At 67.7% G+C, this 26,314-nt stretch carries 21 protein-coding genes and 1 riboswitch; of the genes, 4 read left to right on the top strand and 17 right to left on the bottom strand.

The features are described from left to right. The first annotated feature begins 36 nt into the window (after positions 1 to 36). Entirely contained in the window at positions 37 to 837 is an 801-nt protein-coding gene (locus tag EII34_RS06095) for a purine-nucleoside phosphorylase (protein WP_124843970.1), read from the top strand. Beyond that, positions 834 to 2,462, top strand: a complete 1,629-nt coding sequence (locus tag EII34_RS06090) for a phospho-sugar mutase (RefSeq protein ID WP_124843968.1) — start codon at positions 834 to 836, stop codon at positions 2,460 to 2,462. Before EII34_RS06095 ends, EII34_RS06090 begins: the two co-directional genes overlap by 4 nt. Before the next feature lie 503 nt (positions 2,463 to 2,965). Here the strand turns inward: EII34_RS06090 and EII34_RS06085 are convergent. The 9 genes from EII34_RS06085 to EII34_RS06045 form a co-directional block, all read right to left on the bottom strand. Next, positions 2,966 to 3,829: an SDR family oxidoreductase gene (locus EII34_RS06085; protein ID WP_185711203.1), complete on the bottom strand. Its 864-nt coding sequence runs from the start codon at positions 3,827 to 3,829 to the stop codon at positions 2,966 to 2,968. A gap of 102 nt (positions 3,830 to 3,931) precedes the next feature. Continuing rightward, positions 3,932 to 5,719, bottom strand: a complete 1,788-nt coding sequence (gene metG / locus EII34_RS06080) for a methionine--tRNA ligase (protein ID WP_124843964.1) — start codon at positions 5,717 to 5,719, stop codon at positions 3,932 to 3,934. Positions 5,720 to 5,755: 36 nt separating this feature from the next. Beyond that, a complete protein-coding gene (locus EII34_RS06075; RefSeq protein ID WP_124843962.1) occupies positions 5,756 to 6,343 on the bottom strand; it encodes a hypothetical protein in 588 nt (195 codons plus the stop codon). 8 nt (positions 6,344 to 6,351) lie between these two features. Beyond that, a complete protein-coding gene (locus tag EII34_RS06070; RefSeq protein ID WP_124843960.1) occupies positions 6,352 to 7,224 on the bottom strand; it encodes an ATP-binding cassette domain-containing protein in 873 nt (290 codons plus the stop codon). A gap of 137 nt (positions 7,225 to 7,361) precedes the next feature. After that, complete coding sequence (locus EII34_RS06065) at positions 7,362 to 8,261, bottom strand: RNase H family protein (RefSeq protein WP_124843958.1); 900 nt, start codon at positions 8,259 to 8,261, stop codon at positions 7,362 to 7,364. Then, positions 8,258 to 9,349: an adenosine deaminase gene (locus tag EII34_RS06060; RefSeq protein WP_124843956.1), complete on the bottom strand. Its 1,092-nt coding sequence runs from the start codon at positions 9,347 to 9,349 to the stop codon at positions 8,258 to 8,260. The genes EII34_RS06065 and EII34_RS06060 overlap by 4 nt, the downstream gene beginning before the upstream one ends. 77 nt (positions 9,350 to 9,426) lie before the next feature. Further along, on the bottom strand, positions 9,427 to 10,710 hold the full coding sequence (locus EII34_RS06055) for an ABC transporter permease (RefSeq protein WP_124843954.1): 1,284 nt from the start codon (positions 10,708 to 10,710) through the stop codon (positions 9,427 to 9,429). After that, positions 10,707 to 11,402, bottom strand: a complete 696-nt coding sequence (locus EII34_RS06050) for an ABC transporter ATP-binding protein (RefSeq protein ID WP_124843952.1) — start codon at positions 11,400 to 11,402, stop codon at positions 10,707 to 10,709. The genes EII34_RS06055 and EII34_RS06050 overlap by 4 nt, the downstream gene beginning before the upstream one ends. Further along, positions 11,399 to 12,595, bottom strand: coding sequence for an FAD-dependent monooxygenase (locus tag EII34_RS06045; protein WP_185711202.1), 1,197 nt, complete (start codon positions 12,593 to 12,595; stop codon positions 11,399 to 11,401). Before EII34_RS06045 ends, EII34_RS06050 begins: the two co-directional genes overlap by 4 nt. A gap of 98 nt (positions 12,596 to 12,693) precedes the next feature. Between EII34_RS06045 and EII34_RS06040 the strand changes: the two genes are divergently transcribed. Beyond that, complete coding sequence (locus EII34_RS06040; RefSeq protein ID WP_185711201.1) at positions 12,694 to 13,278, top strand: TetR/AcrR family transcriptional regulator; 585 nt, start codon at positions 12,694 to 12,696, stop codon at positions 13,276 to 13,278. A 15-nt stretch (positions 13,279 to 13,293) separates the two neighbouring features. Here the strand turns inward: EII34_RS06040 and EII34_RS06035 are convergent, their stop codons facing one another. The 8 genes from EII34_RS06035 to purU form a co-directional block, all read right to left on the bottom strand. After that, complete coding sequence (locus EII34_RS06035; RefSeq protein ID WP_124843946.1) at positions 13,294 to 13,695, bottom strand: cytidine deaminase; 402 nt, start codon at positions 13,693 to 13,695, stop codon at positions 13,294 to 13,296. After that, on the bottom strand, positions 13,695 to 14,996 hold the full coding sequence (locus tag EII34_RS06030) for an ABC transporter permease (protein WP_124843944.1): 1,302 nt from the start codon (positions 14,994 to 14,996) through the stop codon (positions 13,695 to 13,697). The genes EII34_RS06035 and EII34_RS06030 overlap by 1 nt, the downstream gene beginning before the upstream one ends. Beyond that, positions 14,993 to 16,177 carry an ABC transporter permease gene (locus EII34_RS06025; protein ID WP_124843942.1) on the bottom strand — a complete coding sequence of 395 codons (1,185 nt, stop codon included), beginning with the start codon at positions 16,175 to 16,177 and terminating at the stop codon, positions 14,993 to 14,995. Before EII34_RS06025 ends, EII34_RS06030 begins: the two co-directional genes overlap by 4 nt. Then, on the bottom strand, positions 16,174 to 17,751 hold the full coding sequence (locus EII34_RS06020) for an ABC transporter ATP-binding protein (protein ID WP_124843940.1): 1,578 nt from the start codon (positions 17,749 to 17,751) through the stop codon (positions 16,174 to 16,176). The genes EII34_RS06025 and EII34_RS06020 overlap by 4 nt, the downstream gene beginning before the upstream one ends. A gap of 70 nt (positions 17,752 to 17,821) precedes the next feature. Continuing rightward, on the bottom strand, positions 17,822 to 18,955 hold the full coding sequence (locus tag EII34_RS06015) for a BMP family lipoprotein (protein WP_124843938.1): 1,134 nt from the start codon (positions 18,953 to 18,955) through the stop codon (positions 17,822 to 17,824). Positions 18,956 to 19,045: 90 nt separating this feature from the next. Then, positions 19,046 to 20,260 carry a phosphotransferase gene (locus EII34_RS06010; protein WP_124843936.1) on the bottom strand — a complete coding sequence of 405 codons (1,215 nt, stop codon included), beginning with the start codon at positions 20,258 to 20,260 and terminating at the stop codon, positions 19,046 to 19,048. Continuing rightward, positions 20,247 to 21,578 carry a hemolysin family protein gene (locus EII34_RS06005; RefSeq protein ID WP_395858076.1) on the bottom strand — a complete coding sequence of 444 codons (1,332 nt, stop codon included), beginning with the start codon at positions 21,576 to 21,578 and terminating at the stop codon, positions 20,247 to 20,249. The genes EII34_RS06010 and EII34_RS06005 overlap by 14 nt, the downstream gene beginning before the upstream one ends. Beyond that, positions 21,575 to 22,414 carry a formyltetrahydrofolate deformylase gene (purU, locus tag EII34_RS06000; RefSeq protein WP_124843932.1) on the bottom strand — a complete coding sequence of 280 codons (840 nt, stop codon included), beginning with the start codon at positions 22,412 to 22,414 and terminating at the stop codon, positions 21,575 to 21,577. The genes EII34_RS06005 and purU overlap by 4 nt, the downstream gene beginning before the upstream one ends. Positions 22,415 to 22,501: 87 nt before the next feature. Continuing rightward, positions 22,502 to 22,622: riboswitch (cobalamin riboswitch) on the top strand. Positions 22,623 to 22,648: 26 nt separating this feature from the next. Between purU and cobN the strand changes: the two genes are divergently transcribed. Further along, positions 22,649 to 26,314, top strand: a complete 3,666-nt coding sequence (gene cobN / locus EII34_RS05995) for a cobaltochelatase subunit CobN (protein ID WP_124843930.1) — start codon at positions 22,649 to 22,651, stop codon at positions 26,312 to 26,314.

The following is a 26,314-nucleotide window of genomic DNA, read 5'->3' as shown; positions in this document are numbered from 1 at the left end:
GACCCACATCCGGGGTCTCCCCAGTAGGCTGAACGCATGACAGACAACGCCAAGCAACTCGCCAGTGACGCCGCCGCCTTCCTGAAGGATCGCTTCGAGACCGACCACATCGACATCGCCCTGGTGCTCGGGTCCGGCTGGTCCAGCGGTGCCGAGCAGCTGGGCGAGGCGATCGGGGAGATCGAGCTGGGTGCGGTACCCGGTTTCAGCCGCCCCGTCGTCAGTGGGCACGGCGGCAAACTGCTGTTGCGCCGCACCACCAGCGGGAAGGTCGCGGCGGTGCTGACGGGACGAACCCACTACTACGAGGGCCGCGGGGTCGCCCCGGTCGTCCACGGGGTCCGCACCGCCGCGGCATGGGGGGCCACGACGCTGGTGCTCACCAATGGCTGCGGTGGCCTGAACCCGGCCTGGGTGCCGGGCACCGTGGTGCTGCTGAAGGACCACATCAACCTCACCGGCGACACCCCACTGGTCGGGGCCACCTTCGTGGATCTGTCCCAGGCCTACTCGAGGCGACTGCGGGACCTGGCCCACACCGTCGACCCCGAGCTGCCGGAGGGGGTCTACGTCCAGTTCCGAGGACCGCAGTACGAGACCCCCGCGGAGGTGAGGATGGCGGGCATCCTGGGTGGTGACCTGGTGGGCATGTCCACGGCCCTCGAGACCATCGCGGCCCGGGAAGCGGGCCTGGAGGTGCTGGGGCTGTCGCTGGTGACCAATGCCGCCGCCGGGATGGGCGATGCCGACCTGGACCACACAGAGGTGCTGCAGACCGGGCGCGACGCGGGTCCCCGACTGGCCAGCCTGCTGGCCGGGATCGTGGGTGTGCTGTGAGCGCGGAGGGCGCGGCCCGCGCGTGGCTGACCATCGACCCCGACCCCGACACCCGCTCCGAGCTGCAGCAGCTGCTCGACGACGGTGCCCGGGCAGAACTGGCCGATGCCTTCCGCGGTCCCCTGGAGTTCGGCACCGCCGGGCTGAGGGGGCGGATGGGGCCCGGCCCGAACCGGATGAACCGGGTGGTGGTGGCCCAGGCGGCCGCCGGGATCGGCGACTGGCTGAACCAGCACGGTCATGCCGGGCAGCGGGTCATCATCGGTTTCGACGCCCGGCGCAAGTCGCGGGACTTCGCGACGGAGTCGGCGACGATCCTCGCCGGGGCGGGGTTCGAGGTCCTGCTGACCGGCTCCCCGACCCCGACCCCGGTCGTGGCGTTCGGGATCCGGCACCACGGGTGCGTGGCGGGCATCGTCGTCACGGCCTCCCACAACCCGGCCGCGGACAACGGCTACAAGGTGTACCTGGGGGACGGCTCCCAGATCATCCCGCCGACGGATTCCGAGATGGCGACCTGCATCGCCGCCCACACCATCGACTCGCTGGCCGATCTGCCCCGCTCCGATGAGTACGGTGTCCTCGGCGAGGAACTGCTCGACGCCTACATCGACCAGACGGCGAGGCTGGTGCCCTCGACGAGCCCGCGCAAGTTGTCGTGGGTGCACACCGCGATGCACGGGGTGGGCGCCCACGCGATGCGACGCCTGAGCGCGGCGGCCGGGTTCGCGGCGCCGACGGAGGTTGCGGAGCAGGCGGAGCCGGATCCGGCCTTTCCGACGGTGGCCTTCCCCAATCCCGAGGAGGCGGGGGCGATCGACCTGGCACTGGCACGCGCCGCCGAGGTGGGTGCCGATGTCGTCATCGCGAACGATCCTGACGCCGACCGGTGCGCCGTGGCGGCGGTCGTCGACGGCGGATGGCGCATGCTGACCGGGGACGAGCTGGGGCTCCTGCTGGGCGACCACATGATCGCCCGCGGCGCCCCCGGGGTGCTGGCGAACTCGGTGGTGTCCTCCCGGGGCCTGGAGAAGCTCGCCCAGCTGCGGGAACGGCGTCACGTCACCACCCTCACCGGTTTCAAGTGGATCGGCAGGGTGCCGGATCTGGCCTTCGGTTACGAGGAGGCCATCGGCTACTGCTGCGACTCGGACCGGGTCCCCGACAAGGACGGCCTGTCCGCCGCCCTCATGGTCCTGGAACTGGCCGCCACCCTCAAGGCGCGCGGGCTGACCCTGGCGGATCGGCTCGATGAGCTGGCGGCCGAACTGGGCCTGTTCGCCACGGCCCAGCTGTCCCTGCGGTTCGAGGACCTCAGCCTCATCTCGGCGGCGGTGGATCGTCTCCGTCAGGCGCCCCCCGCCACCCTTCTCGGGGTGCCGGTGGTGTTCCTTGACCTCGCGGAGGGCTCCCCCGACCTGCCGCCGACGAACGCGGTCATGCTCGTCAGCGACGCGGTCCGGGTGATCGTCCGCCCGTCCGGAACCGAACCGAAGCTGAAGTGCTACCTGGAGGTGTGCCTGCCGAAGGACCGCACCCAGATCGGCTCGGCAGCCCGGTTCGCCGCAGCCACCCGCCTGACGACCCTGCGCGAACAGGTCCGCCAGATCCTGGGCGTCGGCTGACCCTCAGCCGACCGCGTTGAGGCCGACGAGGATCGGCCAGTGTTCGGTGGGGGTGCCGCCCTCATCCGTCCACCCTCGGCAGCATCACTGCTCCTGAGGCACAAACCGGTGGCGGGCGTCGCCGATCTCCTCAAGGGATTGATGACGCCCGCTGCTCACACCGGACCACGCGTGCCAGCGCGCAGTCCATGTCGAGACCTCTGGCACTCATCCTTCAGTCACCCCCTCCCACCGGCTTCCGCAGCACGCTGATTCGCCTGCCTTGGGCCGGAAACGCCTGCCGATTCTCTTCGCCTGTCCAGTTGGACAGGCGAGCCACAGGCGAGCCACACCCAACACAGGCGAACCCGGGACAAGACAGGCGAAACCACCACGGTCAGGAAACACCATCCTGGAGGGTCGTGCAGGGGGCAGACCTCGGGTCAGGGCGACCTTGAAGCCTCCGCTGAACAACCCTCCTGCTCTGACTCTCGTGAGCAACGCCGCAACCGTGCCGACCCCCGCTACTGCTCCGAGAGGGCACACCGAGTCATCGTGGCCGCAAAACCAGTCGGTTCCCCCTTGAGCAATCTCCTCAGGTCATCAGCTGGACCCTCAAATCCTGCAGCGGAATAATGCGCAAACATTGCTTTCAGCAGCGCACGGGAACCATGGTCATAACGACGAGCCGCCACCCGGGCCACCAACCACGACGGCCAGCGCTGCACGGAGACGTCATGTCCCCAGGCGTCGGCCATACGTTCAGCCATCTGCCGCATGGTCAGCCGTTCGGCTCCGGCCAAGGTGTACGTCTGGCGCTCATGCCCGTCCTCGACCAGCACGATCGCCGCAGCTCGACCCACGTCGGCCACGTCAATGGGGGTGAACCAGCTGTCGGGCGAAAACGGCAATCGCAACCGCGTTCTTGCCCGGTTGAGGAAAGCCAAGGCGGTTTGCGCATACATCGCCGGGCGAACTATCGTCCACGACAACGCCGACTCCCGAAGCAATTCCTCGACCTGCCACTTGCGCCAATGATGCGGCATGTCAGGTGTCTCGGCGTGCATCACCGAGTGATACACCAGGCGCACCCCATCCACCCGCGTTGCCGCTTTCATCACGTTCCGACCAAACGCCACCTCATGCGGGGAATATGTCGGCGGGATGTGATACACCGCGTCAATCCCGGACAGCGCTTCCGTCAACGCCTCGATGTCGGCAAAATCAGCTTCAGCTCTCTCAACCCCCTCGGGCAGAGAAACCGAGGCCCCGGGTCGGACCACTGCCCGCACCGCTGCTCCACGAGCCACCAACTCGGGAAGTAGGGCTGCGCCCGTCTGGCCAGCTGCGCCCAGCACAGCGACACGAGGTCGACCGACACGGTTCATCTCACTTCTCCCATTCGAAGCTGTTGGCATCTTCAGGTTCACTCACCAACCGACGCTGCCGCAGCACCACATTCCTACTCATCGGCCGGAATCACGTGCCGCCTATCCGCGGATGGGGGCCCAGCTCGGGCCCTCGGTGGCGAGCTTCTCGTCAAGCTTACGGAACAGCGGGGTCGGCTTGGCCAACGGCGTGCCCGGCACGATCTCCCGACGCTCCCAGGTGGCCTGCTGGGCGGCGTAGTCGCCGGTGAGGATGGGATAGGTCAGGTCACCATCGCTGACCTCGACCAGCTCCGGCTGCGCCGCCCACACCCCCTCGTTGCCGAGGGCCTCGAAGATGGCCTGCGCCGCGTGCGGCAGGTACGGGGTGAGCAGGGTGTTGCAGTCGCTGACCACCTGCAGCGCGACGTGCAGGATGGTGTCGCGGCGCGCCGGGTCGTCCTTCTTCTTCCACGGCTCCTCGTCGGAGAGGTACTTGTTGGCCAGCGAGACGATCCGCATCGCCTCGGTGATCCCGGCCTTGAAACGACGCTGCGCGATGTGCTCGCCCACGACGTCGAAGGCCGCTGCCGAGGCGTCGAGCAGCTTTTGGTCCACCTCGGTGAGCTCTCCGGCCTCAGGGATGGCGCCGACGTTCTTGTGGGCCATCGAGATGGAGCGGTTGACGAGGTTGCCCCACTCGTTGGCCAGCTCGAAGTTGATCCGACGGACGAACTCCTCCCAGGTGAAATCCGTGTCCTGGTTCTCCGGCCCTGCCACCGCGATGAAGTAACGCAGCGCATCGGGGCCGAACTCGGCCAGGAAGTCCCCGACGAAGATGCTGGCCCCCCGGGAACTGGAGACCTTGGAGCCCTTCATGGTCATGAACTCGGAGCTGACCACCTCGGTGGGCAGCTGCAGCTCGCCCAGCTCCGGCTTCACCTCACCACCGACGGCCCCCTGGCCGTTGGCACCGAGCAGGATGCCCGGCCAGATCACCGAGTGGAAGACGATGTTGTCCTTGCCCATGAAGTAGAAGCTCTGTGCGGTCTCGGCGTTCCAGAAGGTGCGCCACGCCTCGGGGTCGCCACTGCGGCGCGCCCACTCGATGGAGGCCGACAGATACCCGATCACCGCATCGAACCACACGTAGATGCGCTTCATCGGGGCGTCGATCCAGCCGTCGAGGGGCACCGGCACCCCCCAGTCGAGATCCCGGGTGATGGCGCGGGGCCGGATCTCCTTGAGCAGGTTGTGGCTGAACTTCAACACGTTCGGCCGCCAGTCCTCGCGAGTGGCCAGCCACTGGGTGAGCTGTTCGGCCACCTTCGGCAGGTCCAGGAAGAAGTGCTCGGTCTCCACGAACTCCGGCCTCTCCCCGTTGATCCGGGAGACCGGGTCGATCAGATCCGCCGGGTCCAGCTGGTTCCCGCACTGGTCGCACTGGTCGCCACGTGCCGCGGTGTAGCCGCAGATCGGGCAGGTGCCCTCGATGAACCGGTCAGGCAGGGTACGCCCCGTCGACGGGGAGATCGCCCCCAGCTGAGACTTGGAGAACACGTAGCCGTTGTCGTGCAGGGCGGTGAACATCTGCTGCACCACCCGGTAGTGGTTCGGGGTCGTGGTGCGGGTGAACAGGTCGTAGGACAGCCCCAGCCCCTGCAGGTCCGTGGCGATGATCCGGTGGTACCTGTCCGCACACTCCCTGGCGGTCAGCCCCTCCTGGTCGGCCTTGACCTGGATGGCGGTGCCGTGCTCATCCGATCCCGAGACCATCAGGACGTTGTGCCCGGCCATGCGCATGTAGCGCGCGAAGACATCCGAGGGGACCCCGAAACCGGACACGTGACCGATGTGACGGGGGCCATTGGCATAGGGCCAGGCCACCGCCGCGAGAACGTCTGCACACATGGGCGGCATTCTATCGGTTGGCGGCGGCTGCCCCGGTCACGCTCTGGCGTGACGGAAGCCGAGCCAGCCGAGCCAGCAGGCCAGCGTGAAGAACACGGCGATCCCCACCAGACCGCCCAGGAACTGGCTGCCGGTCACCCGGTCCAGCAGCGGCCACGCCAGACCGTAGAACCCGCCCGCCAGGACCCCCCAGCTGAGGATCGCGGCCACCACACCGCGCCAGCCGTACCCGAGGCCGAGCGTGCAGAGCATGAGGAACAACGACGCCAACGGCACCCCGTAGAAGACGAACAACGGAACCATCGCGCGCAGCTCGGCGCTGGCCATCGCGGTGGCACTGATCCCGGTGATGGCCGCCCACACCACGATCCCGGTGAAGGTGCCCAGCACACCGACGGGGTAGACGTGCCGTCTGGCATGTCCCAGCCCGACGGCGAAACGGGCACCCCACAGCCACAGCACGGGAACACTGAACAGGGCGGCCACGAGCAGCACCCCGGCAGGTTCCTCCATCCTGTCCTGCCGAAACGTCATCACCATCGCCGCATCCACCAGCCAGGGCAGGGCCGGCCACCAGAACCGCCATCCCCAGCGGCCCCCGAGTGCGGACAGGATGGGGGTCATCGTCGCATTCATCGTGGACCTTTCTCGTCCTCACCCGGCAGGGCCTCCCGCCTGGGCCCGATGAGGAGGTCCGCCAACTCCCTGAGACTGACGGACTGCCCCGGGAACCCTGCCTCGTGGCCGCGACGCACCACCGCGCTGGCCTGGCCGCCCACCCGGTCGAGCCGCCCCAGTCTGGGCAGCCGGGACACCTCCTCGATCGGACCGTGCACCCGGACGAACTGGGCGAGCAGCCCGGGAACGGTGTCGGCGGCGATGACCCGCCCGGCCTCCATCATCGCCACCCGATGAAACAGCGGCTCCGCCTCGTCGACCAGATGGGTGGACAACATCAGTGTCCTGGGGTACATGGCCAGTTCCTCGGTGAGGATCCGGGTGAACCGACGGCGCGCCGGAACATCCAGTCCGAGGTAGGGCTCGTCCAGCAACGTCAGCGGGGCCCTCGCCGCCAGTGCGAGGGAGAGGAAGGCCGCCGTGCGCTGCCCACGGCTCACCGCGAAGGGGTAGCGGTTGGCTGGAACGTCGAACCACGCCAGGAGTTCCAGGGCCCGTTCCGGATCGAAGTGCGGGTGCACCCGGGTCAGGTGCCGGATGAGGTCCTTGAACCGCTGATCCGGCCCGAAGGGCCAGTACTCGGCGGTCAGGAACACCCGCCCGGAGGCGGCATCCGGCAAGGGCTCGCCGAGGACCGAGGCCTCTCCGCTGCACCGTCCCTCACGTCCTGCCAGCAGCCGCATCAGGGTGGACTTCCCGGCACCGTTGCGCCCGATCAGCCCCATCACGATGCCGGGTGGGGCGACCAGGTGCACCTCCTGCAGCACCGGACGCGCTCCCAGACCGACGGACACGGAACGCAACTCGAAGGCAAGCTGCTCAGCCAAGGCGGTCCTCTCCGTCCGGTCGGTCCCGGAACCTCGTGCACGTCGTACGTCTTACGATGCCGAGTCTATTGCCAAAGCGGGATTGGGGCACCTGTCCACTCGATCGCGTCGTCCGTTTGACCGATCCGGTGCGAGGATCAGCCCGGCTCGGGGACCGGGGTCACCTGGGCGAACCGCAGCCGCCAGCCGAGCGGGGTCTGCTGCCACAGTCCGTAACGCAGCCGATCGCGTTGGCGCCACCGCATCCCGGCCACCCCTGGGGCGTACTCGTCGACGCCGAGCACCTCGAGGTCAACATCATCGAGGGGGTGCCAGCTCCCGTGGTCGATGTCGATGACCCTCCCGTCGACGGCGTGCGCGATGAAGTCCGGGTGCAACAGGTCACGCAGCCGCTCCGCATCGGTGCGCACCTCGGGACTGAGCAACTGCCGGGTCAAGGAGACGAGCATCGCCTTGACCCGTTGCCCGGCCGTGCCGGGAATGCCGGCGGGCGTGGTGACCGGTGGCTCCTCGACGACACTGAACAGGTCGGGCTGCGGCTCGACCACGGCGACCGGTTGGCGGGGCTCGGCACGGGGAATCCCGAAACCGGGACCGGCATCGACGACGGTTCCGTCCCGGTGGGCGGTCGCGGCGGCCCGAGCCCGCTGGTCAGCGGCGTCGTTGAGGTCGTGCCCGGAGTGCCCCTTCACCCACTCGAAACGCACCCGACGCCCCGTCAGGGCCGCATCCAGCTGCTGCATGAGCTCGACGTTGAGGACCGGCTTGCCGTCGCCCTTCCGCCAGCCCTTGCGTTTCCAGCCGGGCAGCCACGTGGTCAGCGAGTTGATGACGTAGCGCGAGTCACACAGGATCAGCAGCTCCTCATCAGCACCGGCCGTGGCCAACAGGAGTTCCAGCACCGCCTGGAGCTCGGCCATGTTGTTCGTGCCGTGCACCCAGCCACCAGCGGCCCAGCGCTCATCGTCGATGTACCACGCCCACCCGGCCGGGCCTGGATTGGCCAACGACGACCCGTCGGCGGCAGCGGTGATCACGCGGTCTTCCCGTGACGGGCCGCACGATAGGCCGGGCGGATCAGCCCGTCGACCAGGGCCTCGCGCTCGTCGTGGTGGAGGAAGGCCGCGCGCATGGCCGCCACCGTGGCCCGCTCCACCTCGGCCAGCCCCCACCCGAAGGCCTCGGAGAGCTTCGCGAACTCCTGGCTGAGGGTGGTGCCACTCATCAGCCGGTTGTCGCAGTGGATGGTGACGTTGAAGCCCAGCTCCGCGAGCCTACCCACCGGGTGCTCCGCCACCGTCGCCGCAATGCCGGTCTGGGTGTTGGAGGTGGGGCACACCTCCAGGGGAATCTGCTGGTCCCGCACGAAGGCGGCGAGCCTGCCCAGCCGGGGACGCGGGCCGTGGAGGTCCTCGATGTCCTCGACGATCCTCACCCCGTGCCCGATGCGCTGCGCCCCGCACAGCTGGATGGCCTCCCACATCGACTCCGGGCCGTCCGCCTCGCCGGCGTGGATGGTGATGTGGGCGTTGTTGCGCCGAAGCAGCTCGAAGGAGTCACGGAACCGGGACGGCCTGAACCCGTACTCGGCACCGGCGATGTCGAAGCCGACCACCGAGTCGTCGCGGTACTGCAACGCCAGCTGGGCGATCTCGGTGGTGGGCTGCTCGACGTGACGCATCGCGGTCACCAGCTGGGTGGCGACGATGGCCTGCCCGGCCGCCTCCGCATCGGCCATCCCCCATGCCAGCCCGTCCCGGACCGCCTCGACGGCCTGGGTGAGGCTGAGTCCTTGCTCCAGGTGCTGCTCCGGGGCCCACCGGGCTTCGGCGTAGACCACACCGTCGGCCGCCTGGTCCAGCACGAACTCACGGGCCACCCGCACCAGTTGATCCCTGGTCTGCATCGCTGCACAGGTGTGGGCGAAGCCCTCCAGGTAGCGCACCAGGGAGCCGGAGTCCGCGGCCTCGAAGAACCAGCGACGCAATTCCTCCGGGTCCGTGGTGGGCAGGTCATGGCCGTTCTCGGCACAGTGCTCGATCACGGTCTGCGGCCTGAGCCCCCCGTCGAGGTGGTCATGGAGGGCAACCTTCGGTAGCACACGCAGCTCTTCAACAGTCAGCATGCGACGATCTTATGCCCTGTCCCCACTGGTCACCCGTGGGGCGATTCCTGAGCTGTTGCCGCTGCCGACCCGACCCATCATTCGTACCGGAGGGCCTCGATCGGCTCCTTGAGAGCAGCTCGGACAGCAGGCGCGGTGCCAGCGATGAACGTCATGGCCAGGATCAACACGAGGACGAACATCAAGGCGACAGGGTCGACGGTGTAGACATTCAGGCCCGGCAACGCACTGAGCATCCCCGTGGTGAGCACTCCGTTGGCGGCCGTGCCGAGGGCAATCGCGGCACCCCCACCGATCACGGCACCCAGGATCCCGATGACGACGGCTTCGAGGGCGAACAACCAGAAGATGACTCTGCCAGAGGTACCAAGTGCCTTGAGAAGCCCGATCTCTCGAGTCCGTTCCTGAACGGACATGAGCAGTGTGTTGGCGACCCCGAAGGCGGCAGCCAGCAGGGTGATCGCTGCAAAGGCTGCCATCACGAGCACGATTCCATCGATGACAGCCTTGAAGGTCCCGATCCGATCCAGGACCGTGGTGCCTTCCAGACCGATCGACCTGAGCTCCTCCTTGAGGCGGTTGACATCGTCGACATCGAGGTCAGGGGAGAAGACGAGGCCGGCATTGGCCATCGGCCTGCGCTGACCACTGGGCATGCCCACGGCCTGCACCTGGGCGATGTGAGAGACCAGGGCCTGATTCGCCACGGGGGTGGTCTGGGGTATCACTCCCGGCCGGATCACCCCCGTGACCCGGGCGGCCGCGGTGTGCTCGGCACCGGTCTGGTCACGAAACCCGAAGATGAGCTCCTCGCCGAGGATCGCCGTCTCGTCCGAGTAGTCCAACGCCCCGACGTAGTTCGCGGGAACAGCGATCTCATGTGATGTGCTGGTGTCATCCGGCGGAACCCCCACCGATGTCTGGAGCACATTGTCGTGCTGGAGAGCACCGAGCCCGCTCGAATACCTCTCCCCGCCAGCGCGTTGGACGTGATCGACGAGGATCGTCTCGAAGGGCTCCACGCTGACCACCCCCGGCAGCGCCCGGGCCTGGTCGAGTTGTTCCTCACTGATCCCGGGCCCTGAGCCACTGAACCCCGGCCCCGTGACAGTGCCTGCCTCGGGATCATAGACCTGCAGGTCTCCCTCCTCGGTGTCGTCGGCCCGGCTGAGCTCCATGGTGGTCGGGGCTCCAAGACCGTCCACCGTGTCGGCGATGTAGGCATTCACGCCGGTCCCGATGCCGACGGTGAGCACCAGGGTGAAGCTCCCGATCATCACCGCGATCCCGGTGAGAACCGTGCGAGCCCTGCTGCGCAGGACGTTTCCGGAGGCTCCATGGACCAGGTCGATCATCCTCATCGGGTCTCCCCCGTTCCCTGGGCGAGACGACCGTCATGGATGACGACCTGCCGACCACACCGGGCGGCGAGGTCAGGATCATGGGTCACGAGGATGAGGGTGATGCCATGCTCACGGTTGAGCCCGGCCAGAAGGTTCCACACGGTCCTACCCGCAGAGGTGTCGAGATTCCCCGTGGGCTCGTCGGCGAAGATGACCGACGGGGCGGTGATCAGGGCACGGGCGATGACGAGTCGCTGTTTCTGCCCACCCGAGAGTTTGTTGGCAGCACTTCTCGCCTTGTCCACGATGTCGAGCTGCTCAAGGACCTCCATGCCACGCCTGCGACGCTCGGCTGGACGCACCCCGGCAATCGTGAGCGGAAGGGTGACATTGTCCAGGACCGATCCACCCGCGATGAGGAAGAACTGCTGGAACACGAACCCGAACTCCTCGTTGCGCACCCTCTCGAGTCGCCTTGCCCCCAGGGCATCCGTTCTGACGCCGCGCACCGAGACCGCTCCCGAGGTGGGACGATCGAGCAGCGCCATGATGTGCATGAGCGTGGACTTGCCTGACCCTGACTTCCCGATGACCGCGACGGACTCCCCCTCGCCGACGCTGAGGTCGATGCCCTTCAAGGCCGTGAAGCTGTTCTCACCTCGGCCGTAGCGACGGATGATGCTGTGACACTCAATCACTGGAGTGGTCATGGCCGCTCCTGACGTGAGATGGGCATCCGGGCCGCCTCGACGAACTGATCCCGGATGCTCTGCACCTGCTTGCGACCGGCAACGGTACGCATGATCACGTCGCGCACCGCCCCCATCATCGGATTCCGCCACGACACGATGGCGCCGATCCGCCAGGAGGTCCGCTGCAGTGCCTCGGCCTCCGGCTTCCGCTCCCGGGTGTAGGCCTCGAGCACGGAACGCAGCCGCAACCCATCCCTGAGATCGACGCCCCGCAGCAAGGACGCCAACCCGACGGCGTCGAGCATCGCCTGCTCGGAACCACGTCCAAGATTCGGCGTCGTGGCGTGGGCTGCATCCCCGAGCAGGAAGATCCGACCGCGGCCCCACGTCTTCATCGGTTGAAGATCGCGCACCGTGTGGTGGATCAACGTTTCCGTCGGCGTGGCGTCGATGACCGAGGTGATGCCTTCCGGAAAAACGCTGAACCTCTTCAGCAGATCATCCTTGAGAGTCTCCAAGGAGCCTTCCAGCGGTACCACTGGTTTCTTCAGACCAACGAGCCAGTATGTCCTGCCGTGCCCACAGTCCCCGAGGGCGATCCGGTCTCCCCGCCCGAAGAACATGGCGAACATGTTGCTCCCGAAGGGAAGGGGGTGCTCCACCAGGGAACGCACGTAGCGATATCCGGCGGTGCGGATCCCCACCTCGGGAAACAGCTCACGTCGCACCCTCGAGTTGATGCCATCCGCAGCGATGAGCAGATCCGCCTCATCCGTCCCGCCATCTGCGAACCGTACGATCACCTTGTCTCCCTGATCCTCAACAGCCACCACCCGGTGCCCCAGGTGCACCGTCGCCAGGTCCACGCCCGTGACCAGAGCATCGATGAGTGCGCTTCGAGCAATCATCACCGGAACCGGCGCACCGGTCAGTCGGGCGTCGTTCAGAAGATCCACGGAGTACAGCGGCGCGCCCACGGCGTTGAAGAACCGGTGCGCATGGACCTCAGCCCCTGCCGAGGCCACGGCGTTCGCGACGCCGAGTTGCTTCAATGCCTGCATCCCCTTGACCCAGACCTGGAGGCCAGCACCGACCTCACTGAACTGCGGCGCCTGCTCGTGGACCACCGCCTCGATCCCGATCTGGTGCAGCGCGATGCTCGTGCACAACCCCCCGATACCACCTCCGAGGATGATCGCTCTGCCTGGCATGTCCCACACCTCCATAAGTAATCAATCACTTACAACTGCCACGATAGCAGATACTCAGCGGCTGATAATCTTGTTGGATGAGTACGCCACGAACTCGTTTGAGCGCTACCGAGCGCCGGGAATCGATTCTCGACGCCGCAGCGGTGGTCTTCGGCGAGCAGGGCTACGTCGGAGCCAGAACCGATGAGATCGCACGACGGGCAGGCATCAGTCAGGCCCTTGTGATCCGTAGCTTCGGGTCCAAGGAGGCCCTGTTCATCGCCACCGCCGAACGTGCGGTTGCCCGTGTCGCCGCGACCTTCCGGAGCACCATCGCCAACACGAACTCCCAGGCACGGATCGAGCCGAGACTCGGTGAGGCCTACGTCCGTCTGGCCGAGGATCGAGGCAGCCTGGTGACACTGCTCCACCTGTTCACCCTCGGACAGGACCCGACCATGGGACCAATCGCCAGGGAGAGCTTCCTCAGCATCTACAGGATCCTGCGTGACGAGGCAGGCCTCTCAGCTGCTCGGGCAAGTGCTTTCCTCGCCAACGGAATGCTGGTCAGCACTCTGTTGGGGCTGCAACTCCCCGGCCAGGCCGAGGACTCCACCGTCACCGAGTTGCTCCGATCCGCGTTCCACGAGAACTACTCACTTGCACTCGCTCCAGCGCACAGCGAAGTCGCCTCACGACGGTAGGCAGAGGTTGCGTCCTCAGCCCATGACGGCGGCGAGATCCGTCGGTCCGAAGGCCTGCGGCAGGACCTCCCTCATCGGCAGGATCCCCTGCGGGGTGTCCACGAGCAGGTCGTTGCCGCCGAACTCGAACAGCAGCTGACGGCAGCGCCCGCAGGGCATGATCCGCTCCCCCAGCTTGTTGCAGCAGGTGAAGGCGACGAGCCTGCCACCTCCGGTGGCATGGAGCTGCGAGACCAGGCCGCACTCGGCGCACAGCCCCACGCCGTAGGAGGCGTTCTCCACGTTGCACCCCACGACGACCCGACCGTCGTCGACGAGCGCGGCACAGCCGACCTGGTAGTCCGAGTAGGGGGCGTAGGCACGCGTGGCGATGTCACGGGATGCGGCCCGGAGCTCCTCCCAGTCGATGTCGGTCATCAGTGCCCCTTGACGAAGTGGGCACCGTCGGCCGCCGGAGGTCGGACCCGCCCGACGAGCCCGGCGACGGCGATGATCGTGGCCAGGTAGGGCAACATCTCGATGAGCTGGCTGGGGATCGGCAACGCCATCAGCTTGGTGGACTGGGCCAGTGCCCGGGTGAAACCGAAGAACAGTGCCGTGGCCGCCGCCAGCAGCGGGTTCCAGCGGCCCATGATGACCGCCGCCAGCGCGATGAACCCATTGCCCGCGGTGATGTTGTTGTCCTGGAACTCACCCACCGAGCCGATGGTGAAGTACGCCCCGCCGAGACCGGCCAGGATGCCACCGAGCAGCACCGCCTGGGCCTTGGTCGAGATCACCTTGATGCCGACGGTGTCCGCCGCGTGGGGATGCTCGCCCACCGCACGGACCCTGAGTCCCCACTTGGTGCGGTGGAGCAGGAACCACACCAGCGGCACCGCCACCATCGCCATGAAGGACAAAGGACGCTGCGTGAACAGGATCGGACCGATGAACGGCACCCAGCTGAGCCCTGGCACCTCGAGAGTGGTCATCGGGTCCACCACACCCCATGTCGCCTTGTCCCTGGCGACGAGCTGGTTGAAGATGAACCCGGTCAGACCCGTGGCGAGCAGGTTCACCACGACGCCGACGATGACGTGGTCCACGAGGTATCTCAGGGTGAACACGGCCAGCACCGCGCCCATGAGCAGCCCGGCGAGGGCCGCCGCGACCAGCGCGGCCACGTAGGAGCGGGTGACCGAGAACGTGACCGCGGCCGCGAAGGCCGCGGAGAGGAACTGTCCCTCGATGGCGATGTTGACCACACCGGCCCGCTCCGAGAGCACCCCCGCCAGCACCCCGAACAGCAACGGCGTCGAGTACTCGATGGTGAGGTTCAGCTGACTGGACAACGTGAACGGCAGGGTGGACGAGGCGGCCGCCCAGACGATGAACCCGACGAGCACACCGACCCCGGCCAGCACACCGGCGATGCGACGCCCCCGTGGGCTGAGCCTCCCGCTGAGGAAACCGATGCCACCACCCAGCACCAGCAGGGCCGCGACGAGCACCGTCGGCAGCCCCGGCACCGCGATGGTCGGCAGCTGCACATCGGCCAGGGCGTCCGACAGGGCGATCCGGCCGACCGCGGAGGTGGTGAAGGCCAACAGGAGCAGGATCAGCCCGATCAGGGTGACGAGCACTCCCGTGGAGATGCGGGTGGCGCGGGCCTCGGGCGACTCGATTCCCACCTTGAGGTGGCCGGTTGACTGTTCCGGATGGGTGTCGGTGCTCATGCCTGGGCCTCCTTCGAGATGCGCGCGGCGCGGCGGTTCCTGGTGTCTCGTCGTTGCCTGAGGAAGGGCAGCAACCACGCCACGAAGGCCGGGGCCGCCACGAAGAGCACGATGAGGGCCTGGATCAGATCAGTGAGCTGGGCGGGAGTGCCCGCCACCGACTCCATCGTGCGCCGACCGGCCTTCAGCGCCCCGAAGAGCAACCCGGCGAAGACCACTCCCAGCGGGCGGGAACGGCCCAGCAGGGCGACGGTGATGGCGTCGAAGCCCAGCACCCCGACGATGGTCCCCGTGAGCTGCGGTGGGAAGCTCGTCAGCACCTCCGGCGCGGTGACGATGATCACGCCACCGAGCCCGGCGAGACCACCGGCCAGCGCCATCGTGACCGCGGTGACCCGGCTGACGGAGGTGCCTGCGGTCGCCGCGGCATGGGGATTGAGGCCCACCGCCTGGAGCCGGAGCCCGAAGGCGGTGCGCTCCAGCAGCCACCAGCAGCCGACGGCCGCGAGCAGGGCCAGGAAGAAGCCCAGGTGCAGGCGGCCCCCCTCCAACCGGGGCAGCGTCGCCGTCCACTCCAGGACCGGGGCGATGGGGTCGTTGCGTCGCGGGTCCTGCATGAACCGCTGGTCCATGAGGTAGGCGAGCAGGATCGCCGCGATGTAGTTCATCATGATGGTGAGGATGACCTCGTGGGCCCCGGTCTTCGCCTTGAGGATACCGACGACGCCACCCCACAGGGCCCCGCTGACGATGCCGAGCAGCAGGACCAGTGGAAGGTGCAGCACCAGCGGCAACCCCTTGATGGAGAACCCGAGGAAGGCCCCGACCAGGGCCCCCATGAGTGCCTGTCCCTGGGCACCGATGTTGAACAGACCGGCCCGGAAGGCGATGGCCACCCCCAGACCCGCGGCGATGAGTGGAGCCGCCTCCGCCGTGGTGTGGGTGATGTTGGTGAAGCTGCCGAGCGCACCCTGGAACAACGCCCCGTACGCACCGGCCACCTTGTCCCAGGAGGCCTGGAGCGCATCACCGGGCCGGGCGAAGAAGTACGAGTACCTGCCCATCACCTCGGCGTCGCTGAGCACCATGACCACGGCAGCCACCAGGAAGGCCAGGACGAGGGAGAAGAACGTGACGAGACCATTCCTCAGCCACGCACGGTCGCTGCGGGTGCTGCTCATGCCCCTGCCTCCTCTTCAGCCGCCGCGGCGACGGCGTCGTCGTAGCCGATCCCGGCCATCATGAGGCCGAGCACGTTGCGGGGGGTCTCCGGTGGGACGAGGCCGACGATCCGTCCGCGGTACATCACCGCGATCCGGTCCGCCAACGACTCCACCTCGTCCAACTCGGTGGAGATGATGAGCACCGCGGTGCCCTTGTCCCGCTCCGCGACGATCCGGCTGTGCAGGAACTCGATGGCCCCGACGTCCACCCCCCGGGTGGGCTGGTTCGCCAACAGCAGCGACAAGGGCCTGGACAGCTCCCTGGCCAGCACCACCTTCTGCTGGTTGCCACCCGAGAGTGACTTCACGGGTTGGGTGTGGGAACCGGTGCGGATGTCGAACTCCTCCACCCTTGCCACGGCGTTGTCGTTGATCCTCCCGAGCTGGAGGTTGCCGCGCCTCGAGAACTCGGCCAGGTTGTCCAGCACCAGGTTCTGCGCGATCGAGAAGTCCCCGACGAACCCGTCACGGTGCCGGTCCTCGGGCACGTAGCCGAGGCCCGCGGCCAGGGTCCTGGCCGGGGTCATGTGGGTGATGTCCACCCCGTCGAGGGTGATGGTCCCGGACACCGGGGTGACGGTGCCGAGCAGGGCCTCCGCCAGCTCCGACTGGCCGTTGCCCTGGACCCCCGCGATGACGATGATCTCGCCACCACGCACCGCGAGGTCGAGTTCGTCGACGGCGATCGCCCCTGAGGGGGAGGTGACCACGAGTCCCTTGACGTTGAGCCTCTCCGCCCCGGGCTCCGGTTCCTCCTTGGCCACCTTGAGCTCCACGGAACGCCCGACCATCAGAGCCGCCAGGTCGCTCTCCGAGGACTCGGGGTCGGCCTGTCCGACCACCCTGCCCCGGCGGATCACGGTGATGTCGTCTGCGACCTCCCGCACCTCACGCAGTTTGTGGGTGATGAAGACGATGGCACGTCCCTCGTCACGCAGGGCCCGCATCACCGTCATCAGCTCGTCGATCTCCTGGGGGGTGAGCACCGCCGTCGGTTCGTCGAAGATCAGGTACCGGGCATCGAGGGACAGCGACTTGAGGATCTCCACGCGCTGCTGGATGCCGACGGGCAGGTCCGCCACGAGCGCATCGGGATCTACGTCGAGCCGATAACGCTCCGAGAGCTCCTTGACCTTCGCCCTGGCCTGCCTGATGTCGAGCAGACCGTGGTTGCCCGGCTCGTGCCCGAGCACCATGTTCTCCGCCACGGTGAAGGGTGGGATCAACATGAAGTGCTGGTGCACCATCCCGATGCCTGCCTGCATCGCCTGCCCGGGATCCCCGAGGCGGAGCACCTGCTCCCCCATCCGGATCTCACCCTCGTCCGGGGTCAGCAGCCCGAAGAGGATGTTCATCAGGGTCGACTTGCCCGCCCCGTTCTCGCCGAGGAGGCAATGGATCCGACCGGGAACGACGTCCAGACTGATGTCCTCGTTCGCCGTCAAGGTGCCGAAGCGTTTGGTGATGCCCCTGAGGGACAGCACCGGGGATGTTGGGGTCACTGATCCTCCTTCATCGGGGGGCGGCAACACTCTACCCTGCCCGTGCGAGAAGGGGCGCCCTGAGGGGCGCCCCTTCCACGGCAGGTGTTCAACCCACGGCTCACTGCGCGGGCAGCTTCACCGTGATCTTGCCGTCGATGATCTCCTGCTTCAGGGTCTCCAGCTCCTTCTTCGTCTCGTCGGAGACCTGGGAGTCGAAGTCGTGGAACTCGGACAGGTCCACGCCCTTGTTGGCCAACGTCCCGACGTAGTTCTCCGAGGAGAAGGTGCCGTCCTTGGTGGCCTTGATGGCATCGAAGACCGCGACATCCATGGCCTTCTCGACGGAGGTGATGATGACCTCCTTGTACTCGGGGGCCGAGACGTAGCCGTCGGTGTCCACCCAGATGGCGTTCACCTTGCCACCCGTCTCCTTGACGGCCGCCAGGGCACCGAGCCCGGCCGGACCGGCGACGGGCAGGATGATGTCAGCGCCCTGCGCGATGAGGGTGTTGGCGGTGTTCTTGCCGCCGGACTGGTCACCGAACGGGTCGTTGCCGCCGATGAACTGGCCGTCCTGTGCCTCATGGCTCCACCCCAGCACCTCGACGTTGGCGCCCTTGGTCTGGTTGTAGTGGGCCACGCCCTGGGCGAAACCATCCATGAAGATGGTCACGGTCGGGTACTTCGCCCCGCCGAAGGTGCCGACCTTGCCGGTCTTGGTCATCGACGCCGCGAGGTAGCCCGCCAGGAAGGAGGGCTCCGCGGTGTTGAAGGTCAGGCCCTTGGCGTTGTCGACACCGTCGAACGAGGGGTTGTCGACGATGGCGAACTTCGCATCCGGGGTCTGCTTGGCGGCGGCCTCGGTGGCGCTGGCCAGGGCGAAACCGACGGTGATGACGATGTTGCACTTCTGGTCGATCATCGCGGCGACGTTGCCCGAGTAGTCGCCCTCGGCCTGGGACTCCAGCTGGGCGGTCTGGACCCCGAGCTCCTCCTTGGCCTGCAGCAGGCCCTTGTAGGAGGTCTCGTTGAACGACTTGTCATCGAAACCACCGAAGTCGGAGACCATGCAGGCCTTGAAGCCGTCGGCGTTGTTCTCAGTCCCGGAGGTGTTGCCACCGCTGGTGGCGGAGCTGGACTCACCGGGAGCGGCGGAACTGCCGGAGGTGGTGCTCGGTGGCTGGGCACAACCGGCGAGCGCGAGCGCGCCGGCCGCGGCGAGGGCGGCGAACTTGAGGAGAGACTTGGTCACAGGGACACTCCAGACTGCTCGGAATGATTCAGGGTCGATTGACGATACCCTGACCCACTCCGGCAAGCCCAGATCCGCGCCGAATCGTTATCAGCTCGCAACCTGGTCCACCAGGGCGATGGCGGAGCGGATCATCTTCCTGGTGGTCTCCTGCCAGAACGGCTCCTGACCCCGGAACGGCCCCGTCGCCAAGGAGATCACCACGGCGGCGGCCCGCAGCCGGAGCTCCACCGGGTCCACCCTGCGGTCGAAGACCGGCACCCAGCGGGCCAGCAGTGACCGCACCGTCGCCTCCTGCTGCCGGTTCATGCGCTGGATGGTCGACAGGTGGGCGATGAGACACGCCAGGTCATCCGCACGGCTGCCCGGACCGATCGTGTCGATGTCGAGGATCCCGACCACGCGTCCCCCGTGGACGTGGACCTGACCCTCGTGGAAGTCGCCGTGGGTGGGTTCGTTGCCCGGCGGGATCCCGGCCAATCCGGACTGGATGCGACGCCTCACCCGGTCCAGGTCGTCCCGCACCTCGGGCAGTGCCGCCGAGACCACACCGGCGTAGTGCTCCACCGCGTCGCTCCAGGGTGGACGCCGATCCAGCTTCGCCACCAGCCGGGGCATCGAGTCGAGCACCTCGATCAACTCCTCCGGGCTGCAGGGCTCGACCGGGTCGAAGATCGCCTTCGCCAGCGGTCGGCCCGGCAGCGCCTCGAGGAACATGAGGTTGTCCTTGGTGGTGAACGCCACTCGCGGCGAGGGCACCCCCGCGGACTCGAGCAACCGATGCCTCGACAAGGTGTCCTCGAACTGCTTTCCCCGGATCGCCTTGACGTAGTAGGTGACCCCCTTCGCCGAGAACCGCACCACGGCTCGACGCCTCGGCCGATACCCGACGATGTTGAGTTCCAGGTCCCTCCCCGAGATCGGACCGGGGATCAACCCGGCCCGGTTGACCAGGTCCGCCAGGCGCTGCGGGTAGGCGACACGTGCCAGCCCGGGCAGATCCGGGTCGTTCGGGTAGATCCAGACCGCGACCTCCCGGTTGCCGTCGGCGAAGACCTCGGCACCACGATCGGACCTCGACAGCCTCCCGCGCCGGGCCGAGACCCCGAGCAGCTCGGTCCGTTCCCCGTAGGGCCACCGGACCCGCGCCAGGAAGGTGGCGGTGGTCGACTGGTTCGGGTTCGCGTCGACGTGCTCCAGCGCCCAGTTCAGCAGCCTTCCCCCGGCATGCTCCACCGCCGCCTTGAGCAGTGGCCCGGCCCCCGGTCCGGTCAGCAGCTCCGAGCCGTCGTCACTGTGTCTCACCGTTCACCTGCCTCACCGACAACCAGGCGGCACGACGCCCGTCCATCTCCTCGACGGTGAACCGCCACGGCACCTCGAGGTGCCCCTCCTCCCCGGGTTCGACGGGGAGGAGGCCGACCTCGACCGCGGCTCCCACGAACGGGAGTCTGCCGAGCCTGGCCATCACGTACCCCGCGACGGTGTCGTAGGGGCCCTCCGGGATGACGTGGCCGGTCAGCTGCGCGAACTCCTCGATCGTGGCCAGGCCGTCGAGCCTCTTCAGCGGGTCGATGCGGGTCGGCCCCGAGGTGTCCTCCACGTCGTACTCGTCGGTGATGTCGCCGATCAGTTCCTCCACCAGGTCCTCCAGGGTGACGATGCCGGCCGTGCCGCCGAACTCGTCACGCACGATGGCCAGGTGCGATCCGGCGGCACGCATCGCGGACAGGGCACGGAGCAGTTTGACGGTCTCGGGCAGGCTGAGGACCGGACGCACGATGGCACGGAGCTGACCGGAACGCGCCGACTCGTCGAGATCCATCAGGTCACGCACGTGGCAGAATCCGATCACCTTGTCCACGGAGCCGTCAGTGACCGGGTAACGGGAGTGCGGCGCCCCGCGGACCTCCTTGTAGGCCCGCTGCACCGGCATGTCCGCCGGCAGGAAGTCGACCTCGGTGCGGGGCACCATCACCTCTCTCAGGCTGAGCTGACCGGCGTCGAAGACCTCGTCGAGGATGCTGCGTTCCTCCTTGCCGAGGGTCGTGGACACCGAGACCATGGCCCGCAGTTCCTCGTCGCTGACCCCGTCCTTGGCACGTTTCGGATCACCACCGAAGACCCGCACCACCGCATCGGTGGAGACCCCGAGGAACCAGATCACGGGACGGGCCAGGGCCGCGATGCCGGCGACCAGCGGGGCCAGGGCCAGGGCGTAGCCCTCGGCACGCTGCATGGCCAGTCGTTTCGCGCTCAACTCTCCGATGACGATGGAGAAGTAGGAGACCACGACCGTGACCGCCACCAGGGCCACCGTCGTGGCCACCGAGGCGGGCATCCCCCACGAGGTCAGCACCGGGGCGAGCCGGTCGGCGATCGTCGCCCCACCGTAGGCCGCGGAGAGGAAGCCCGACAGCGTGACCCCGATCTGCACGGCGGAGAGGAACAGATTGGGATCGCTGGTGAGACGCTCGATGGCCCGCCCCCGCTTGCCCCGGCTGGCCAGTTGCCTGACCTGGGACTCGCGCAACGTCACCAGTGCCATCTCGGCAGCGGCGAAGGTGCCACCGATGAGGATGAAGAGCGCGATGAGCGCGATGTCACCGGCCATCGACATCAGCGGAAGATCACCGTCCGGTGACCATCGCTCAGCACCCGGTGCTCGGCGAAGAGTCGCACCGCCTCCGCCAGGGTCTGCGACTCCTGGGCCTGCCCCTTGCGCACCAGCTTCGACACGCTCATGGTGTGGTCCACCCGGATCACGTTCTGCTCGATGATGGGGCCCTCGTCCAGGTCACTGGTGACGAAGTGCGCAGTGGCACCGATCAGTTTCACACCCCGGGTGTGGGCCTGCCGGTACGGGTTGGCCCCCTTGAATCCCGGCAGGAAGGAGTGGTGGATGTTGATCGCCCGGCCCGCCAGGTGGTCACACAGCTCAGGACTGAGGATCTGCATGTAGCGGGCGAGCACCACCAGTTCCACCTGCTGTTCCTCCACCACCCGCATCACCTCCGCCTCGAAGTCGGCCTTGGTCTCGGGCAGGACGACGTGGTGGGTGAACGGGACGCTGTAGAACTCGGCCATGGAGGCCAGGACCTCGTGGTTGGCCATCAGTCCGACGATCTCCACCGGCAGTTCACCTCCCCGCCACCTGAACAGCAGGTCGTTGACGCAGTGTCCCGCCTTGGAGGCGAGCAACAGGGTCCGGGTCGGGCGTGTGGCGTCGTGCACCTGAAAATTCGCGCCGAGGTCCTGGGCGATGTCGTTGATCCGGGTGCGCAGCACCTCCAGTTCCATCCCCTCCACCGCGATCCTGGTGAAGAAACGTCCCGAGTCAGGGGAGCTGAACTGCTGGAGTTCGGTGATGTTGCCCCGAGCCGCGACGACCGCTCCGGTGAGAGTGTGCATGATCCCCGGGCGATCCGGGCAGTCAAGCGTCATGACGAGTTCCTGCATGACGCGAAGCCTATTGCATGCCTTGTGCCCCACCCACGCAATCAGGGCGGCACCACGTCGGCCGGAAGTCCGGTTTCCGCACCGGCTCCTCGGAGTCGGTAGGCTGGTGCCGCCCTGCGGCTCTGGAACCCGGTTGAACTCCGGGACGGTCCCGCCACTGTGACGCGTCAGCGAAGTCAGGAACATCCGCCGGGCACCTCAACCACCCGGACGCGGATCCCGACGGAGGACACCTTGACCCGCATCGCACTGCTCACCACCACCGAGACCGACCTCCTGAGCGCCCGCGCCAGCGGCGCCGACTTCGTCCACGGCAATCCCGTGAAACTCACCGTCGAGGCAGTCGAACAACTGCTCGAGAACGCGGACCTGGTGGTCTTCCGCTTCCTCGGCGGCAAGGAGCAGCTGCCCGAGACCTTCCAGGTGTGCCGCCGATCGGGGCTGCCGCTGGTGGTGCTGGGGGGGCAGCACACCCCCGACGCCTCCCTGATGGAGCTGTCCACGGTGCCCGTCGGTGTGGCCGCCCAGGCCCACGACTACTTCGTCCACGGCGGGGTGGAGAACCTCCGCAACGTCCACGCCTTCCTCTCCGACACGGTCCTGCTCACCGGGGACGGTTTCGAACCGGTGAGGCAACTGCCCACCTGGAGTGAACTGCCCCGTCCCGAGGCTCCCACTGACTCCCCGGCCGGTCATCGTCGTCCCCGGATCGCCATCATCTTCTACCGAGCCCACCACGCCGCGGGCAACATCGCCCACGTCATCGCACTCGCCGATGCCATCGATGCGGCAGGAGGCATCGGGGTACCCGTCCAGACCGCGTCGCTGCGCAACCCGGACCCGGAACTCATCAAGCACCTGGGGACCTTCGACGCCATCATCACCACGGTTCAGGCCTCCGGTGGGCTCACCCCGGCGGCGGCATCCGCGGGAGGGGACGACGACGCCTGGGACGTCGAACAACTCGCGAAACTGGACCTGCCGATCCTGCAGGGCCTCACCCTCACCTGGGACCGGGCCTCCTGGGAGGCCAGCGACGACGGCATGAGCCCGCTGGACGTCGCCACTCAGGTGGCGGTCCCGGAGTTCGACGGCCGGATCATCACGGTGGCGTTCTCGTTCAAGGAGATCGACGACGACGGTCTGCCCCACTACGTCCCGGACCCGGAGCGTTGCGCACGGGTCGCTCGCCTGGCCGTCAACCACGCCCGGCTGCGGCTCATCCCGGCGGCGCAACGCCGCATCGCGATCGTGTTGTCCGCCTACCCGACCAAGCACGCCCGGATCGGCAACGCCGTCGGCCTCGACACCCCGGTCTCCCTGATCCAGCTGCTGCGTGCGATGCGTGAGGCGGGCTACGACCTCGGTGCCCCGGGCGAGATCCCCGGCACCGGGGAGCTGCCGGAGGTGGAGGGTGAGCACCCCGACACCACCGCCGGCAACGCCCTGATCCACGCCCTGATCGAGGCCGGTGGCCAGGACGAGGAGTGGCTGACCAACGAACAGCTCGCGGGACAACCGGTCAGGATCGACGCCGCGACCTACCGTGGCTGGTTCTCCCAGTTCCCCGAGGAACTGCGCGAGGCCGTCACCGCGGCCTGGGGTGAGGCCCCAGGAGAGCTCTTCGTGGACCGTTCCACCGATCCTGACGGTGAGATCGTCGCCGCCACCCTTCGCGCGGGCAACGTGGTGATCCTGGTGCAGCCGCCCCGGGGCTTCGGCGAGAACCCCATCGCCATCTACCACGACCCGGAGCTGGCCCCGAGCCACCACTACCTGGCGACCTACCGCTGGTTGGAGGAGGGATTCGGTGCGCACGCGGTGGTGCACCTGGGCAAGCACGGCAACCTGGAGTGGCTGCCGGGCAAGAACCTGGCGCTGGACGCCGCGTCAGGTCCGGATGCCGCGCTGGGCTCACTGCCCCTGATCTACCCGTTCCTCATCAACGACCCCGGTGAGGGCACCCAGGCGAAGCGGCGGGCGCACGGCACCATCATCGATCACCTCATCCCACCGATGGCCAGGGCGGAGAGCTACGGCGACATCTCACGGCTGGAGCAGCTGCTCGACGAGTACGGCAACGTCTCCGTGATGGACCCGGCGAAGGCCCCGGCCCTGCAGGGTGAGATCTGGCAGCTGATGAAGGCCGCCCAGATGCACCTGGACCTGGGGTTGGAGGAACGCCCTGGTGAGGACGAGTTCGACGACTTCATCATGCACGTCGACGGTTGGCTGTGCGAGATCAAGGACGTCCAGATCCGTGACGGTCTGCACATCCTGTCCCGGGCCCCCGAGGGTGAGGGCCTGGTGAACCTGGTGCTGGCGATCCTGCGGGCCAACCAGGTCTTCGGCGGGCGCACCGACGGGGTCCCCGGACTCCGCGTCGCCCTGGGGCTTCCCGAGGACCAGCAGGACGTGAACGTCAGCCGGGAGCACGTCGATGCCGTGGAGGCCGAGGCGAGGCACCTGGTGCAGTCCCTGGCGGAACGGGGCTGGGAGGCCTCTGCCGTGGACGAGATCGTCGCCCCGCTGGAGGGCCGTGACGGCGTCGACGTGGCGGGGGTGCGTACCGCGCTGCTCTTCGCCTGCACCGAGGTGGTGCCACGGCTGGCTGCCACGAGCGGTGAGATCCCGGCCGTGCTGCACGCCCTGGAGGGCGGCTACACCCCGGCCGGCCCGTCCGGTTCACCCCTGCGGGGCCTGGTGAACGTGCTGCCGACCGGCCGCAACTTCTACTCCGTCGATCCGAAGGCGATCCCCAGCAAGCTGGCCTGGCAGACCGGTCAGGCCGCGGCGGAGAACCTGGTGGCCCGCTACCTGTCCGAGACCGGTGAGTACCCGTCCTCGGTGGGGTTGTCGGTGTGGGGCACCTCGGCCATGCGCACCTCGGGCGATGACATCGCAGAGGTCTTCGCGCTGCTGGGCATCCGCCCGCTGTGGGACGAGCAGTCCCGTCGTGTCGTCGGTCTGGAACCCATCCCGTCGGAGGAACTGGGGCGTCCCCGCATCGACGTGACGGTCCGGATCTCCGGCTTCTTCCGGGACGCCTTCCCGCACGTCGTGGCCCTGCTGGACGACGCCGTCGCGCTGGCAGCCGCCCAGGAGGACCCCGGGACGAGCAACTTCGTCCGGGCCCACGTGGCGGCCGACCTGGCCGAGCACGGGGATGAGCGCCGCGCCCGCACCCGGATCTTCGGTTCCGCCCCGGGCAGCTACGGGGCCGGTCTGCTGGAGACCATCGAGTCGGGGAACTGGCGTTCCGACGAGGACCTGGCGGAGGTGTACGCGACGTGGGGCGGTTTCGCCTACGGCCGCGACCTGGACGGTACCCCTGCCAGGGAGGACATGGAGGCGAACTACCGGCGCATCAAGGTGGCGGCGAAGAACATCGACTCGCGTGAGCACGACATCATCGACTCCGACGACTACTTCCAGTACCACGGTGGCATGATCGCCACCGTCCGGGCCCTGACCGGACAGGCCCCGAAGGCCTACGTCGGGGACACCACCATCGCGGATTCCGTCCGGACCCGATCTCTGGCCGAGGAGACCGCCCGGGTGTTCCGGGCCCGCGTGGTGAACCCGAAGTGGCTCGCGGCGATGCGTCGTCACGGCTACAAGGGAGCCTTCGAGATGGCGGCGAGCGTGGACTACCTGTTCGGTTTCGACGCCACGGCGAAGGTGGTGCACGACTGGATGTACGAGAAGGTGGCCACCACCTATCTGCTGGACGAGGAGAACCAGGCCTTCCTCAGGCACGCCAATCCCTGGGCGTTGCGCAACATGGTCGAGCGTCTCCAGGAGTCGGTGGACCGGGGGCTGTGGGAGAACCCAGACCCGGAGCTCATCTCCCAGCTCCACGAGCTCTACCTGGAGGTGGAGGGCGACCTGGAGGAGTGA

This window comes from Arachnia propionica (assembly GCF_003859805.1).
In the GTDB taxonomy this organism is placed as follows: Bacteria; Actinomycetota; Actinomycetes; order Propionibacteriales; family Propionibacteriaceae; genus Arachnia; species Arachnia propionica_C.
The sequence above is the reverse complement of the archived record's forward strand: the minus strand, read 5'-3'. Positions and strand labels throughout refer to the sequence as shown.

Excerpts from the sequence above, each read along its gene's own strand:
- EII34_RS06030 (WP_124843944.1), bottom strand. The coding sequence starts at position 14,996 with ATGAGCACCGACACCCATCCGGAACAGTCAACCGGCCACCTCAAGGTG.
- EII34_RS06095 (WP_124843970.1), top strand. The coding sequence starts at position 37 with ATGACAGACAACGCCAAGCAACTCGCCAGTGACGCCGCCGCCTTCCTG.
- purU (WP_124843932.1), bottom strand. The coding sequence starts at position 22,414 with ATGCAGGAACTCGTCATGACGCTTGACTGCCCGGATCGCCCGGGGATC.
- EII34_RS06035 (WP_124843946.1), bottom strand. The coding sequence starts at position 13,695 with ATGACCGACATCGACTGGGAGGAGCTCCGGGCCGCATCCCGTGACATC.
- EII34_RS06060 (WP_124843956.1), bottom strand. The coding sequence starts at position 9,349 with ATGCTGACTGTTGAAGAGCTGCGTGTGCTACCGAAGGTTGCCCTCCAT.
- EII34_RS06025 (WP_124843942.1), bottom strand. The coding sequence starts at position 16,177 with ATGAGCAGCACCCGCAGCGACCGTGCGTGGCTGAGGAATGGTCTCGTC.
- EII34_RS06050 (WP_124843952.1), bottom strand. The coding sequence starts at position 11,402 with ATGACCACTCCAGTGATTGAGTGTCACAGCATCATCCGTCGCTACGGC.
- EII34_RS06045 (WP_185711202.1), bottom strand. The coding sequence starts at position 12,595 with ATGCCAGGCAGAGCGATCATCCTCGGAGGTGGTATCGGGGGGTTGTGC.
- EII34_RS06055 (WP_124843954.1), bottom strand. The coding sequence starts at position 10,710 with ATGAGGATGATCGACCTGGTCCATGGAGCCTCCGGAAACGTCCTGCGC.
- metG (WP_124843964.1), bottom strand. The coding sequence starts at position 5,719 with ATGTGTGCAGACGTTCTCGCGGCGGTGGCCTGGCCCTATGCCAATGGC.
- EII34_RS06075 (WP_124843962.1), bottom strand. The coding sequence starts at position 6,343 with ATGACCCCCATCCTGTCCGCACTCGGGGGCCGCTGGGGATGGCGGTTC.
- EII34_RS06085 (WP_185711203.1), bottom strand. The coding sequence starts at position 3,829 with ATGAACCGTGTCGGTCGACCTCGTGTCGCTGTGCTGGGCGCAGCTGGC.